The sequence below is a fragment of the Shewanella morhuae genome, from assembly GCF_900156405.1.
Classification (GTDB): Bacteria; Pseudomonadota; Gammaproteobacteria; order Enterobacterales; family Shewanellaceae; genus Shewanella; species Shewanella morhuae.
The window spans coordinates 128,113-142,757 of the sequence record NZ_FTNN01000004.1 but is presented as its reverse complement, the minus strand read 5'-3'; the positions used below and the strand labels follow the sequence as shown (position 1 = coordinate 142,757).

The following is a 14,645-nucleotide window of genomic DNA, read 5'->3' as shown; positions in this document are numbered from 1 at the left end:
CATTTGTTGGATAATGGAGTCTGTCATGCCAACGCAGTTTGCAGCTGCGGTTTAGCCTAAATCACCAAATCTGAGTTGCAGTGCCGTAATGGCGGTGAGCGAGGCGGTTTCGGTGCGAAGCACTCTGGGGCCAAGCAATACATCGGTAAAGTGATGAGTCTCTGTCATGGCGATTTCCTCTGCCGACAAACCACCTTCAGGGCCAATTAATAGGCGTACACGCGTGTGAGTTAAGTCTAACCCATTGATACCGTGAGCGGCGCGTGGGTGTAGATTAAGTTTTAGCGCCGAGGTTGGCTCACTGCACCAAGCGTGTAAATCCATCGCCGGGCGTACTTCTGGTACATGGCTACGGCCCGATTGCTCACAGGCGCTGACAACAATTTTTTGCCATTGCTGAATTTTTTTCTCAAGGCGTTCGCCGTTAAGTTTTACGCCGCAGCGGTCAGAAAACAGCGGCGTAATCGTATTAACGCCAAGCTCTACTGATTTTTGAATGGTAAATTCCATTCGATCACCACGGGAAATCACTTGGCCTAAATGCAGGTTAAGCGGCGACTCGGTGAGATTTGCCTCAACAGAGATAATGTTAACCGTTACTGATTTTTTACCCGCATCGATAATTTCAGCAAGATAATCATTACCATCGCCATTAAACAGACTGATATGCTCGCCGTTACCCATACGTAATACTTTACCGATATGGGCCGCGCCATCTTCGTCTAAGTTCAACGATAGGTTGATGGCTAATGGCTGAGATTGATAAATTCTTGGGACTCTCATTGTTGACCTTACTCGGCTAATTGTTGACGCTGTGGCGGCGCATTACAGGCATTTTGCACAAAGGGATTATGGTTACCTTGAGTGAGTGCAATCGCGTTATCGCGTTTGCACTCAATAGTATCAACTGGATAGGTTTTATCCCATGCCTTAAATAATTTTAATTGACTGGACGCAATTTTAAGCCCGTAAGTATGCTGCATATATAAGTAGGTTCTGGCTATTTTGCCGCGAGCCTTGGCAGGTGGCTGCGCTTGACGATTCTTAAAGTCGACCACCATAGCGCATTGGCCATATTGATTAGCTTTACCATTCCATTGGCTAAAACGGAAATTACTGCGATCGCCGTTCACTTCACCAATCGCGGGCACTAGATTGTGCATGTCAGCTTCCATCGTATTGAATTCTTTGCTGTTGCCAGCACAGTTTTTTCGGCCACCTTTTTGCCAACATTGGAGTTGATGACCAAATTCCCATGCGGGCACAACATGCTCCCATTCAATACGATTAGCGCGTGTTTGTTGTTTGCGTACTTGATAACCGCAGCTGGCTAAATCGGGCTTCCAGGATTTGCCTTTGATTTGGATATCGCAGCCACAGTAAAAACTGACGGCAGGCAGTGCACCTTGGCGAGTGCCAACATAAAGCGCTTGTGACTTAGTTTTCGCTTGACCGAAACCGCTTGGGTGCGCTGGCGAAGCCTTGACTGGCGCAGATAAGAGTACGGCCCAAGCCAATAGGCACAGCAAAATGTGCCGCGAATGAGCACTTAAAAAAGTTTTGTTCAAAATTTATCCCAAAATAACCAACACTACGCGAGCCTTTGGCTCGTCTTTTATGGCGTGATGGTAAGGGAAATGCCATTGCTTATGCAAATTGAGTCGTACTTAGGTGTGAAAATTTTATGCCGTAGTCTGCTATGCCGCGATTAAATGGGCTTTGCAGCGTTTGCAAATATAGCGACTCTCACCACGTAGCACCTTGTTATGGCGACGAATGCTCAAGCGAATTGGCCCACAATCACAGCGGTATTCAACGTCTTTACTTGCAACCGAAGTGGTATTAAAACTGTGGGTGGTGCTCGGCTTGACCTTAAATACAGTGAGCATTAAAGATTGCCATTCTTTGCCGTGGGGCTTAGTTTTGCCAAAAAGTTGAAAACACAGTAAATGACAAATCTCATGCGGCACGACCTCAGTTAAAAATGCTTCGCTATTTTCACGAAGTAATACGGCATTAAATCGTAAACGATTTTGTTGTAAATGTGCCGTGCCGGCACTTTTCCCTCTGAGACTAAATTGTGTGATGGGGCGTGGGAAAGCGCGTTTAAGCGCTATTTCAGCTTCTTGATAACAGATTTCGACCCGTTCAAGTATTTGGATTTGCAGTGATGAAAGTGGCCGTGATGAACCCGAAAAGCTATGCGAATGTACAGCGGTGTTATCAGTTTTGCTAGCTAGCAGAGGTTGATTAAGAGCAAAAGCTGCCAATGTTGATGGTGCCAGTGGTGTAAGAACTTTACTGCCGCCACGACGTAAGACATTGAATAAATCAGCAGGTTTCAACATGAAATTAACCTTGGGTCTTATCGGTTAAAGGTAAAAGTGTAACGCTACACTTTTACCTATTTATCTCGATTTTGAGTTATTTAAAACCCATTCAAATAAAGGGAGCGAACTTTAGCGTTTAAGCGCTTGTATAATAGCGAACGACTTAAAAGCATACCAGCACAGCCTTGCTATAAACTCGCAGCGGCTTGCATCACCATAGCGCGTACTTGCTCGACAATGGCTTGTTCGGTATCGGCATCATAGCCTTTGACTCTTGGGGTATGAATGTGGCCGACTTTCGTATGGCTATTGAACTTTTGCTGCAACACTATGGCGCGATAAGAAATTTCATTAGAAAGATAACCGCCGCCAGAGCCTTCGACAGAGGTTTCGTTTTGCAGCTCATTCAATGATGTTGCACTAAACTCGCCGCGGGCAAGGGTGGTGACAGTGTGGTTATCGTTGACTTTCCATTGGCCATCTTCGACTTGCATCGCTGCAACGGGCAGAGAAAACTCAACAAACTCGGGGCCAACAAAATCTTGTCCATTGAGCTTAGGCGCAACTGGTGCGGTCTTAGTGCCGCCGGTGAGTACGTTTTGGTTATCAAAAGCGGCAGCGCTTCGATTACGGCCAGGGAAGCGTTCGATATCAAAATCGCTGCGGCCCATACTGACGGTAAACACCAATTTAGTGTTAGGGTCGCGGTAAATTGGACTCAGTAACGACTCTATAAGGCCTTGATCAAAATCCTCAAAACGTACTGGGATCATCGCGGTTTCGATTTGCGCTATTTTGCCATTCACCTCAAAGCGCCAACCATCTAAGGCAAGAGCGACTAAACCGGATGGATTACTCTGGGTGATATCTGTATCGAGGAAAAAAGGATCGAAACCAGTAAGGAATATTTTGATTTGAACATCATTCCCATATTGAATATCACTAAAGCCCCGTGAGGCTTTTTCTACTGCGCTCAGTAATATACTCTGTTGCCAATCGGCCATTTTGAAGTTGGCGTGGGAGGTATTAAGGTTATTTAGCATGGCAAGGCGAGCCCAATATAAGGGGCGGTCGTCAGCATGGCCAGACTGCACATCGCGTACCGCCTGTTGCCATAATCTGTGACCTTGACGTGCGGCCAATTGAGTGGCATCAGCTTCATTTTTTTTCGAGCCTAATTTATGAGCCAAACCATCATCTAAAGCTTGATAGCGGCTAACGACGTCGCTAATATTTTTTTCAGCTGTCGGTAGGCGAGAAGTTTCGACATTACCTAACAGTTGTACGGCATTGGCGGTATTGATTAAGCTGCTAACAAGAATGATCGTGAATACGGGTTTTAACATAATTGATTTTCCTGTCGTTATTTTGTGTCATACACGCGAAATGAGACGTCTTTTTTGTGGCTGCTGGACGTTTATATCAAAAAGTATGCACTACATGCACAGGGGAAGAAAGTTAACCCCAGTGTTCTTTATTGTTCAAAGCCATTTTTTTGCCACAATTGGTCAGCAGTTTGCTAGGGAAAACAGAAATATAAGGTGGTAGCCTTCAGTGTTTTTTGTTATCTGCGGTTTATCTACAAGGAAATATTATGCGTTGGTTAGTTATATCGGCTGTACTTCTCATATCACCAATCTTTGGTGCAACGGCTTTTGCATCAACAACGGCCAAAGCATGGCAAGAAACCCGCAGTTGGGATGCCATTTTCACCCAGTACGCAATTGAGTCGCAACAAGCTCGGTTGCCAGCCGCTAAGCTACAAGCAAATCAACCGCAAAAATCACAGGGTGTGGTGCTGTTGTGGAATGAAAATAAGCAGCAAGGATTCACTAACAATCTTAAACGCGCCAATCAAGGTTTTTTACCAGCATCGACGTTTAAAATTCCTAATAGCCTGATTGCGCTTGATTTGGGTATCGTTAAAGATGAGCATCAGATTTTTAAATGGGATGGTAAGACCCGCGATATCGATTATTGGAATCGGGATTAAACGTTAATTACTGCGATGAAATATTCAGTGGTACCAGTATATCAAGAGTTTGCTCGCCAAATCGGTGAGGCGCGTATGTCGAAAATGATTGCCTCTTATGATTATGGTAATGAGGATATCTCAGGAAATTTAGATAGCTTCTGGCTTGATGGCGCTATAAGGATTTCGGCCACTGAACAAATCGATTTTCTGCGCAGGCTTTATCACCATAAAATACACGCCTCAGAACGCAGTCAACGAATTGTTAAGCAGGCTATGCTCACTGAGGCAAATGGTGATTATATTATCCGTGCAAAAACGGGTTATGCAGTTGGGGCTAAGCCGAGTATCGGTTGGTGGGTGGGCTGGGTAGAGCTTGATGATAATGTATGGTTTTTCGCGATGAATATGGATATTCAAGCGGCAGATAGCTTGTCACTACGCCAGATTATTACTAAGGAAATCTTCAAACTGGAGCATGTCATTCCTTAAGCAGTGTTTGATATATCACCCAAGGATAACGGAGTTAATTTAAGTTGCGTGCTTGGCCTAAAACTAATTTTGACGCTAAAAGCCTAGATAACCGTCTAGGCTTTTTATTGGGCTTTTAAATAAGATTTTTAGCAGCATAACGAGAAAAATTAGCCCATTAGAGATTGCAGGCTTTCTTGGCTGCTGAAACGTTTGACGAAAAAATCTAAGAAGACACTAATGTTAGTGGCCAGTTGGCGCCTACTTGAATAAACCCCGTAAACCTTAAAAGGTTCAATTGGCCATTCCTGTAAAATCGGTACGAGTAAGCCATTGGCAAGTTCTGTTTTACAAGCTGAATTAGATAACATCGCAATACCAAAGTGATCTACCGCTAACTGCTTCACCATGATAGGGCTATTGACCCGCACCTTACGTTGAAAGCTAGCCATTGTTTTGCGTGGTCCTTTACCCAGCGGCCAAATAGGTGCCGAACGAGACGTGCCCAATAAAATACCATTGTGTAGACTGAGTTCTTTTGGTGTAGCGGGCGTGCCTTTGAGTTTTAAATAACCTGGGCTTGCGACTAAAATCGGTTGGCGTTCAAATAGTAACCTAGCGACGAGATCAGAGGATTGCAGTGGGCCATACTTGATCGCAATGTCATATCCTTCTCCGACTAACCCAATATCATTGTCGGTAAACTGGACATCTAATTCCACATTAGGATATAAACGCATAAACCCGCTACAGAGGTTCGCAATCAGTTCTTGGCTAAATGACACCGGGATCGCAATCCGTAATGATCCAGACACATCATCGTGAGTGTTCTCGATAACAGCTTTGGCCGCTTCTACCTCATTGCGAATAGAATCACAGTGTTGATAAAACAGTGCCCCGACTTGGGTTAAACTCAAATTACGGGTGTCGCGTTGTAATAATCGCACCCCAAGTTGTTCTTCAAGTTGGGCGATTTTGCGACTAATGGTAGATTTTGGATGGCCGGTTTCGCGGGCAGCTTGGGAAAATCCTTTGGCTCTTACCACGGCTGCAAATAGCATCATACCGTTTAAATCTGGCATGTTTTACCCACTGTCTCATATTTGGAACAAAGCGTCTTATGCAGTTTAATGGCATTTGACAGGATAACAAAGTTATATTTATTGGCTAAAAAATTTCAGAGGCTAAGCAGAGGATCTTTTGATGACCAGCAATAATCAGCCCAAACACATGACTCAAGCCCAAACGCCCGATCCGCTTTTTTTACAGGCCGAGCACTTGGCAAAGGATTTTTCTCTGTTTCCTAAGCACAGCAAACAGAGTTTATCGGAAGAAATTAACGGTCTTTTAAATGAGGATGCCATTCAGGCAAACTTGAAAGACTTGGCATTATTAGATGTCGATGGCTACGTGGCTAAAGTGATCCAGCCGACCCAAGATAAAGGTCGTCCTGGTGCAAAACGTATCATTGCCGATCTTAAAGGTCGTTTGATTACGGAAACGCACTTAGGCGCTTTTTACAGTGCTGAGGTCGAGCTTAACTTTGGCGTGCAAACTCGTCGTATTGGTTTTATCGCCCAAGAGCGCACTACTGCTAACGGTGCTTGGATGCCTGAGCATCACTACGCCGCCTGTAAAGCAATTCGCCACTTTGCCGAATTGTCTATGCCAATTATCTATTTAATTGACACTCCTGGCGCGGATGCTGGCGAAATCGCTAACAGCCAAAACCAAGCACATTCAATATCTAAAGCCATTGCAGAAAGTGCCAACGTTGACGTACCGACAGTCGGTATTGTTATCGGTGCCGGTTATTCTGGTGGCGCAATTCCATTAGCGGCAGCAAACATTTTATTATCGCTGCGTGATGGTATTTTCAACACGATCCAGCCGCAAGGTCTGCAAAGTATTGCCCGTAAGTACAACTTATCTTGGCAAGAATGTGCAAAATCTGTGGGTGTATCACCAGAAGAGCTTTATACCTCAGGTTGTATTGACGGTATTATTGACTTTTCACCGGGCGATCGTGACGAACGTCAGCATAATTTACGTCGCGCGATTATTAGCAGCGTAGAAGCTGTTGAGCGTGCCGCAATAAATTTTGTGCGTGATTCTAAAGATTTACGTGAACATTATGACCGCAGCTTAATGCGTTTCCTCGCACCCTCTAAAAACCTGATGGCGCTTGAGCAAAATGCAGAATTGGCCGTGGCCAGCAGCCCGACTAGTCACCATAACCTGTTTGGTAGCGCCTACCGTTATTTGCGTTATTTGACACTTCGTAGCCGTATTCATTCGATTTCGCAAGAGCAATATGGTCGTCTGTCGCGTGCTAGCGTGCCTGAAGGTGACTTGTTGGCGCGTATTCAGCAAGAACAAGATCGGGTATTCCAAGCTTGGTTATCTAACCCAGATAAACTGGTTTATGACGAAGAGTTAAATAAACTGTGGACTACCTTTGTCGCTAAGCGTGATGAAGTGTCAACTGAGCGTAACATGCTGACACGTTTGATTTTGGGTGAACCAAAAGAGAACTATAAAAAAGCACGTAAGGCGCTGTTATTTAACATCAGCTGGTCTTTGTATCACCGCTGGAAGAGCAATGCGGCTAACAACTTCAAGGGACTGATTCAGCACTTAGAAAGTTTGCCAAAGTCGGTGACTCAAGCTAAATGGCCTGAGCTAAATCAACTGACCGTACTCGATGTGGTTGTTAATGAAGAGCTGCGTGAAGACTTTATTTGGCAATGCCACAACATTCTGATCTTCAATGCCTTGTACGACAACGTTGTCGGCAGCTTAGCGTCAATTGCGAAAGAAGCCATGATGTCGAAGAGTTTGTCACGTAATTCAGTGAACAATCTACTGCACAAGTCAATTGACCATGCAATGTCGACACAAGATACTTCGAACGACAAAGCTAAGTTCTATAAGTGGCTTAAATATTTCATGGGTCAATCGAACCGTGCCGATTTGTTGGTGCGTGTAGAGCAATGGAAGAGTGTGGGTTTCCCGCAGCTTAACGACAGTTTGTTCGTGGTGCTGACTTACTTCTTTGAGCGTTTACTGCCTGAGTACTTTGATAGCGAAAGCGATAACAGTAAATACACTGGCGCAATTAACCCGGTGCGTATTGGTCGTCGTAAAGACTTCTGGAACCGCTTAACCATGGGTTATCAAGATTTGTTAATCCAAAAAGTGCTGCGCGACGAAAAACGTAAAGGCAACATGACGTGGGAAAATGTGGTTAAGCAGTTCTTTACCCATTTTGAAGAGATCAATGGCGACAAAATGTCGGCCAACTTGCTCAACTTCCCAGGTTTCCGTTTATCGATTGAAGACGCGTTAGATAAAGGCATTCGTCCGTGTGGTTTGATTACCGGTATTGCTGACTTTAAAGAGAAAGGCCAAAAGGTTCGCGTGGGCGTGGCTGTGTCTAACACGGCATTCCAAGCGGGCGCATTTGATATGGCCAGTGCCGAGAAATTCTCAGCGCTGCTTATTGAGTGTGCGAAACGTAAATTACCTGTGGTGTGCTTTATCAGCTCTGGTGGCATGCAGACTAAAGAAGGCGCTGCGGCACTGTTCTCAATGGCTGTAGTGAACGACCGTATCACGCGCTTTATTCGTGATAACGAATTGCCTGTATTGATGTTTGGTTTTGGTGACTGTACCGGTGGTGCACAGGCAAGCTTTGTGACTCACCCATTAGTACAAACTTATTACCTGTCAGGTACTAATATGCCGTTCGCCGGTCAAATGGTGGTACCCGCTTACCTGCCATCGACTGCCACGTTGTCTAACTATCTGTCAAAAGTACCTGGCGCAATGGCGAGCTTAGTGCATAACCCATTTAGCGACACTTTAGATAGCCAGTTAGCAAGTATCGACCCTCTGATGCCAATGCCAACGGCTAAAATTAACGACGTGATTATCAATGCGCTATCGACCTTAGTGGTTGAAGCGGCCGTTGAAGAAGATGTGATCGTACAAAACGATCCGCGTAAGTTAATGAAACCTATTAACAAAGTGTTGATTCACGCTCGTGGTTGTACTGCGGTAAAACTTATTCGTAAGGCTCACGACAATAATATCAATGTGGTATTAGTGGCGTCAGATCCTGATATGACGTCAGTACCTGCAGATATGCTAAAAGACACTGATAAGTTAGTTTGTCTAGGGGGTAACACCTCGGATGAAAGTTACTTAAACGCGTATTCAGTGTTAAGAGTGGCAGATTACGAACAAGTTGATGCCTTGCATCCGGGTATTGGTTTCTTATCTGAAAGCCCTCAGTTTGCAGCATTATGTGTCAATAATGGCGTTAACTTTGTCGGCCCAAGCGTGCATTCAATGACGACTATGGGTAACAAGTCGAATGCGATTAAGACATCACAAGCGCAAAATGTGCCTGTGGTACCAGGTTCGCACGGCATTTTGACCAATGCTGAGCAAGCGGTGAATGTGGCAACTGAAATCGGCTATCCAGTATTGCTTAAAGCGGTACAAGGTGGTGGTGGTAAAGGTATTCAGGTTGTTAAACGCCCTGAAGATATGATTGGTTTATTCCAAAAAACCGCGACAGAAGCTGCCGCAGCTTTCGGTAATGGTGACTTGTATTTAGAAAAATACGTAACATCATTGCGTCATATTGAAGTGCAATTACTGCGTGATAAGTTTGGTAATACCAAGGTACTGGGTATTCGTGACTGTTCAGTACAGCGCAATAACCAAAAAGTGGTTGAAGAGTCTGGCTCAACCATGTTGCCTGATGAGCTTAAAAAGCGAGTGTTGGATTATACCCGCGCTTTAGGAGATGCGACCGATTACATGGGTGCAGGTACTGTTGAGTTCATCTATAACTTAGATGCCAATGAAGTTTACTTCATGGAAATGAACACGCGTTTACAGGTTGAGCATCCGGTTACTGAAGCGACTTCGGGTATTGATATCGTTAGCGCCCAGTTTGATATTGCTGCAGGTCGTTCGATTGAAGCGTTACAGCCCCAAGAGATTGGTTATGCGATGGAAGTCCGTGTGACGGCTGAGAAAGCAGCGCTCGATAGCCATGGCATACTGCAGCTTATTCCAAACCCAGGTAAGATCACTGAGTGTGTGTTCCCAGAACACCCAGATGTCGAAATAATTTCGATTGCCGCGCCAGGTAAAGAAGTATCGCCATACTACGATAGCTTGATTGCGCAAATTATCATGCGCGGTGAAAACCGTGAGGATGTGATTGCCAAACTGTACGAATACTTAGACAGTGTAGTGCTGAAAGGCATCGCGACTAACATTCCGTTACTCAAGCTTATCCTAAAAGACGGTACCTTTAACGAGGGTGTTTACGACACTAACTATCTGCCACGCTTAATGGCCGAACTGGACATTCCGGCATTAATTGCTGAAATGGAAGCAGCGGCTGAAACAGTCGCAGTTGATACTGAATCACTACGCGTAGGTGAAAGTAACGAGCTGAAAGTATTAGCTCAAGGTGCAGGTATCTTCTATACCTCATCGGCACCGGGTGAAGCTGACTTCGTAAAAGAAGGTGACATAGTTACGGTTGATCAAACGCTTGCACTGACAGAAGCAATGAAGATGTTCTCGCAAGTGACGTTAGCTGGCTTTAACCGTCAGAGTGCAATTTTGTACCCTGAAGATAAGAAGTATCGCATCGAGCGCATTTTGAACAGCAATGGTCAACAAGTGTCGCAAGGTGACTTACTATTCGTAGTATCACCCGTCGAAGAGTAAACCTTAGCGGTTAACGATACCGATGAGTTTGATAATACCCGCCATTGGCGGGTATTTTTTTAGCATAAATCTGATAAACGTGACCGCTTAAGTTTAATACCATGCATAAGGCTATAAACACAGAATTTGAATGCCAAGTTTAAAGGTATGCAGGCCGATTATTAACAAACAAGCACTAGTTTGGCGCGAATTATGGCGGCGATTTTGAGGTGTTAAACGCGGTTATCTAAGCCACTTGCTTGTCGTTTTATTGTTAGTCGATAGTGCTTATGATGATATTTTTTAACGTATTGCCGTTGGAAGTTGTTAAAAAATGTCCTTATTAACGCATGTCAGGCTTTTTTAATGGCTTTTATTTTAAGGTTAAAAAATAAGCTGAAGTGTTTTACTTATTTGTTTTAACTTATGTTTACGGTCATTTAGTTAAATTAACACGTGACTTTGTCGTGAAAAAGTACGCTAGCCATTTGCGCCGAGCAGGGTTCCAATTTACAATATGCGCCTAAATAATCTGATGTGCGGTGTGTCGGTGTTTGTCGCATACTCCGTCTACTCCTTAAACTACTCATTTAAAGTTGAATCATGACCGAATTATCCAAATACAGAAACATTGGTATCTTCGCTCACGTTGACGCGGGTAAAACCACGACCACCGAGCGTATCCTTAAGCTAACAGGCCGAATTCATAAAGCCGGTGAGACTCACGATGGTGAATCTACAACTGACTTCATGGTACAGGAAGCTGAGCGCGGTATTACCATTCAGTCTGCTGCTGTAAGCTGCTTCTGGAAAGACCACCGTTTCAACGTTATCGACACACCAGGACACGTTGACTTCACCGTTGAAGTTTACCGTTCTCTGAAAGTGCTTGATGGCGGTATCGGTGTATTCTGCGGTAGCGGTGGCGTTGAGCCTCAGTCAGAAACTAACTGGCGCTATGCGAACGACTCAGAAGTTGCTCGTATCATTTTCGTAAACAAGTTAGACCGTATCGGTGCTGACTTCTTACGTGTTGTTAAGCAAACTAAAGACGTATTAGCTGCAAATCCATTGGTTATGGTTCTGCCAATCGGTGCTGAAGATCAATTTGTAGGTGTTGTTGATCTATTAACTCGTCAAGCTTACGTATGGGATGACTCAGGTCTTCCAGAAAACTTCAGCATTCAAGATGTCCCTGCTGACATGGTTGATATGGTTGAAGAATACCGTGAAATGTTAATCGAAACTGCTGTTGAGCAAGACGATGCAATCATGGAAGCTTACATGGAAGGCGAAGAGCCATCTATTGAAGACATTAAGCGTTGTATCCGTATTGGTACACGTACTATGGCTTTGTTCCCAACATACTGTGGTTCTGCCTTTAAAAACAAAGGTATGCAACTTATTCTTGATGCAGTTGTTGATTACTTGCCATCACCAGAAGAAGTTGATCCACAGCCGCTGACTGACGAAGAAGGTAATGAAACTGGCGAGTTTGCTATTGTTTCTGCTGACTTACCGTTGAAAGCGTTAGCGTTCAAAATCATGGATGACCGTTTCGGCGCCCTGACTTTCGTACGTATTTACTCAGGCCGCTTGAAGAAGGGTGACACCATCCTGAACAGCGCAACGGGTAAAACTGAACGTATCGGCCGTATGTGCGAAATGCACGCTGATGACCGTATCGAAATTGAATCTGCTCAAGCTGGCGACATTATCGCTATCGTGGGTATGAAGAACGTTCAAACAGGTCACACTTTATGTGACGTGAAACACCCATGTACTCTTGAGGCTATGGTGTTCCCTGAGCCAGTAATCTCTATCGCTGTTGCGCCAAAAGATAAAGGCGGCAGTGAGAAAATGGGTGTGGCTATCGGTAAGATGATCGCTGAAGATCCATCATTCCGCGTAGAAACTGACGAAGATTCAGGTGAAACCATCCTTAAAGGTATGGGCGAACTTCACTTAGATATCAAAGTAGACATTTTACGTCGTACTTATGGTGTTGAGTTGATCGTAGGTGAGCCACAAGTTGCTTACCGTGAAACAATTACTCAAATGGTTGAAGATCAATACACTCACAAGAAACAATCTGGTGGTTCTGGTCAGTTCGGTAAAATCGAATATATCATCCGTCCAGGCGAGCAAAACACTGGTTTCGTGTTCAAATCTACAGTTGTTGGTGGTAGCGTTCCGAAGGAATTCTGGCCAGCAGTTGAGAAAGGTTTTGCGAGCATGATGAACACAGGTACTATCGCTGGCTTCCCAGTGTTAGACGTTGAGTTCGAATTAACTGACGGTGCTTTCCACGCAGTTGACTCATCAGCTATCGCGTTCGAAATCGCTGCTAAAGGCGCTTTCCGTCAGTCAATTCCTAAAGCTAAACCACAACTTCTTGAGCCAATCATGAAAGTTGACGTGTTCAGCCCAGATGACAACGTAGGTGACGTAATCGGTGACTTAAACCGTCGTCGTGGCATGATCAAAGACCAAGTTGCTGGTGTAACGGGTGTTCGTGTTAAAGCTGACGTACCGTTATCAGAAATGTTCGGTTATATCGGTACACTACGTACAATGACTTCTGGTCGTGGTCAGTTCTCTATGGAGTTCTCACACTACAGCCAATGTCCAGCTAGCGTAGCTGAGAAAGTTGTAACTCAGGTTAAAGAACGTAAGGCTGCTGAAGCTAAGAAGTAATTCTTACCTTCTATTCGCTAATTTAGTTAGTGAATAAAAACCGCTGTTGGCCCTAAGGCTAACAGCGGTTTTTTTATGGACGACATTTAGATAAACCACGTGCGACTAATGACCAAGTTCAACCTTGACCCTGTTTATCTAACGTTTGTTGTGGTGCGACTTCTCAGTGCTCAATTTTTTGTTTACTCAATTCGAGTAAAGCGCTAGCCGCAGGGGTTAAGGGTAAATTTTGCCGCCAAATAAGCGCGAGATCCCATGTCATAGCGGGTTGCATTGGTTTAAATATTAATTTACTAGCGTTTAATCGATTACAAATTGGCTCAGGTAAAATCGCTACGCCCATGTCTGCTTCAACCATAGCAGCAAGAAAATCCCATTGGCCACTGCGAAAGGCGATATTAAGCTGTACACCTGCTTTACGGCTGAGGCGATTAATCAGTTTCGCGAGTGAGAAATCTTCGTTATAGAGAATGAAAGGATAGGGTTCAAAGTCCTGCCAATTTAAGTGGTCTTTCTCGGCTAAGGGATGTCCCTCTGGCAGACAAGCAAGTAAAGGATACTTAGTCAGTGGTTGATTGACGAGCTGCACCTCATGGGTTGTTGGTAGTGCAGTAAAGGCGATATCAAGGCTGTTATTGAGTAGGGCTTGTTCGCAGCCAAATCCACCGTACTCATACATTTGCAGCTCAACCCCAGGATAACGCTTACGATAGCTGGTGAGTAAACCAATGATAAGGCTACTCATCATAGGGCATACACCTAAGCGTAATCGCCCAGACTTTAGGCCGCTCAGATTACTCATGTCCTCTTGCAGTCGATGCCATTGGCCTAGAATTTCCCGCGCACTGTGTTCAAATAGCTGCCCCGCTTGAGTTAATACTACCTTCTGGTTATTACGGATAAGCAAGGTTTCGCCTAGGCTTTCCTCCAGCCTTTGGATCATTTTGCTCAGTGTGGGCTGGGTAATAAAACATTTTTGCGCGGCGCGGGTAAAGTTTTCTGTTTCCACTAAGGTTAAAAAACACTGTAAGGTCTTGATTGGAATATTCATGCTTAAATGGAATCCATATTATGGAATTTATTCATTTTACTAATCATGGCTCGAGTATTACTTTGACCTTGTTAACAAAATAGGGGAATACCGATGAAATCCACTTCAAGTTTATGGGTAAGTGCTTTGTGGCAGGCGGCTATGCCTGTGACAAAAGAGGTAGAAGCAGCAAAAGTGTCGCAGGTTATTAAAGCGGCGCCGGTGGGTGTTTTGCATAAAGCAAAACCGCAAGTCAACCCAGCCTAGGCTGGGTTTTTATTTTCTGTTTTCTATTTAAAGTATTTTTGTTCCTTATTGTTGTTACCTCATCTGCTAAAACTCGACTTAACCTCCTTTATCAGAAAGTATCGCTTAGCAATAAAATGGCTGATTTTTTCGTCTGCAATAA

9 protein-coding genes and 1 pseudogene are annotated in these 14,645 nt (G+C 44.4%); 4 read left to right on the top strand and 6 right to left on the bottom strand.

Going from position 1 to position 14,645, the window contains the following annotated elements; genetic code table 11:
* Positions 1-51 precede the first annotated feature (51 nt).
* The 4 genes from rsmE to BW947_RS06550 all read right to left on the bottom strand — a co-directional run bounded on the left by rsmE (position 52) and on the right by BW947_RS06550 (position 3,676).
* Positions 52-783, bottom strand: a complete 732-nt coding sequence (gene rsmE, locus BW947_RS06565) for a 16S rRNA (uracil(1498)-N(3))-methyltransferase (protein WP_076497738.1) — start codon at positions 781-783, stop codon at positions 52-54.
* Between the two features lie 8 nt (positions 784-791).
* Positions 792-1,568, bottom strand: a complete 777-nt coding sequence (gene endA / locus BW947_RS06560) for an endonuclease EndA (RefSeq protein ID WP_076497735.1) — start codon at positions 1,566-1,568, stop codon at positions 792-794.
* 129 nt (positions 1,569-1,697) lie between these two features.
* Entirely contained in the window at positions 1,698-2,348 is a 651-nt protein-coding gene (locus BW947_RS06555; RefSeq protein WP_076497733.1) for a SprT family zinc-dependent metalloprotease, read from the bottom strand.
* 170 nt (positions 2,349-2,518) lie between these two features.
* Positions 2,519-3,676 carry a C15 family peptidase gene (locus tag BW947_RS06550; protein ID WP_076497731.1) on the bottom strand — a complete coding sequence of 386 codons (1,158 nt, stop codon included), beginning with the start codon at positions 3,674-3,676 and terminating at the stop codon, positions 2,519-2,521.
* Between the two features lie 248 nt (positions 3,677-3,924).
* Here BW947_RS06550 and blaOXA point away from each other — a divergent pair.
* Positions 3,925-4,794 (top strand): annotated as a pseudogene (gene blaOXA, locus BW947_RS06545) (class D beta-lactamase).
* Positions 4,795-4,943: 149 nt separating this feature from the next.
* Here blaOXA and BW947_RS06540 read toward each other — a convergent pair.
* Entirely contained in the window at positions 4,944-5,855 is a 912-nt protein-coding gene (locus BW947_RS06540) for a LysR family transcriptional regulator (protein ID WP_076497729.1), read from the bottom strand.
* A gap of 121 nt (positions 5,856-5,976) precedes the next feature.
* Here BW947_RS06540 and BW947_RS06535 point away from each other — a divergent pair, with 121 nt between their 5' ends.
* Together BW947_RS06535 and fusA are read left to right on the top strand one after the other, a co-directional pair.
* Positions 5,977-10,530: an ATP-binding protein gene (locus BW947_RS06535; RefSeq protein WP_076497727.1), complete on the top strand. Its 4,554-nt coding sequence runs from the start codon at positions 5,977-5,979 to the stop codon at positions 10,528-10,530.
* A 582-nt stretch (positions 10,531-11,112) separates the two neighbouring features.
* Positions 11,113-13,206: an elongation factor G gene (fusA, locus tag BW947_RS06530; RefSeq protein WP_076497725.1), complete on the top strand. Its 2,094-nt coding sequence runs from the start codon at positions 11,113-11,115 to the stop codon at positions 13,204-13,206.
* A 163-nt stretch (positions 13,207-13,369) separates the two neighbouring features.
* On the opposite strand, the gene BW947_RS06525 is transcribed toward fusA, so the two are convergent.
* The gene (locus BW947_RS06525; protein WP_076497723.1) at positions 13,370-14,257 is read right to left on the bottom strand and encodes a LysR family transcriptional regulator; all 888 of its coding nucleotides are present in this window, start codon (positions 14,255-14,257) and stop codon (positions 13,370-13,372) included.
* A 93-nt stretch (positions 14,258-14,350) separates the two neighbouring features.
* Here BW947_RS06525 and BW947_RS18785 point away from each other — a divergent pair, with 93 nt between their 5' ends.
* Positions 14,351-14,503 carry a hypothetical protein gene (locus tag BW947_RS18785; protein ID WP_167368904.1) on the top strand — a complete coding sequence of 51 codons (153 nt, stop codon included), beginning with the start codon at positions 14,351-14,353 and terminating at the stop codon, positions 14,501-14,503.
* Positions 14,504-14,645: the final 142 nt, after the last annotated feature.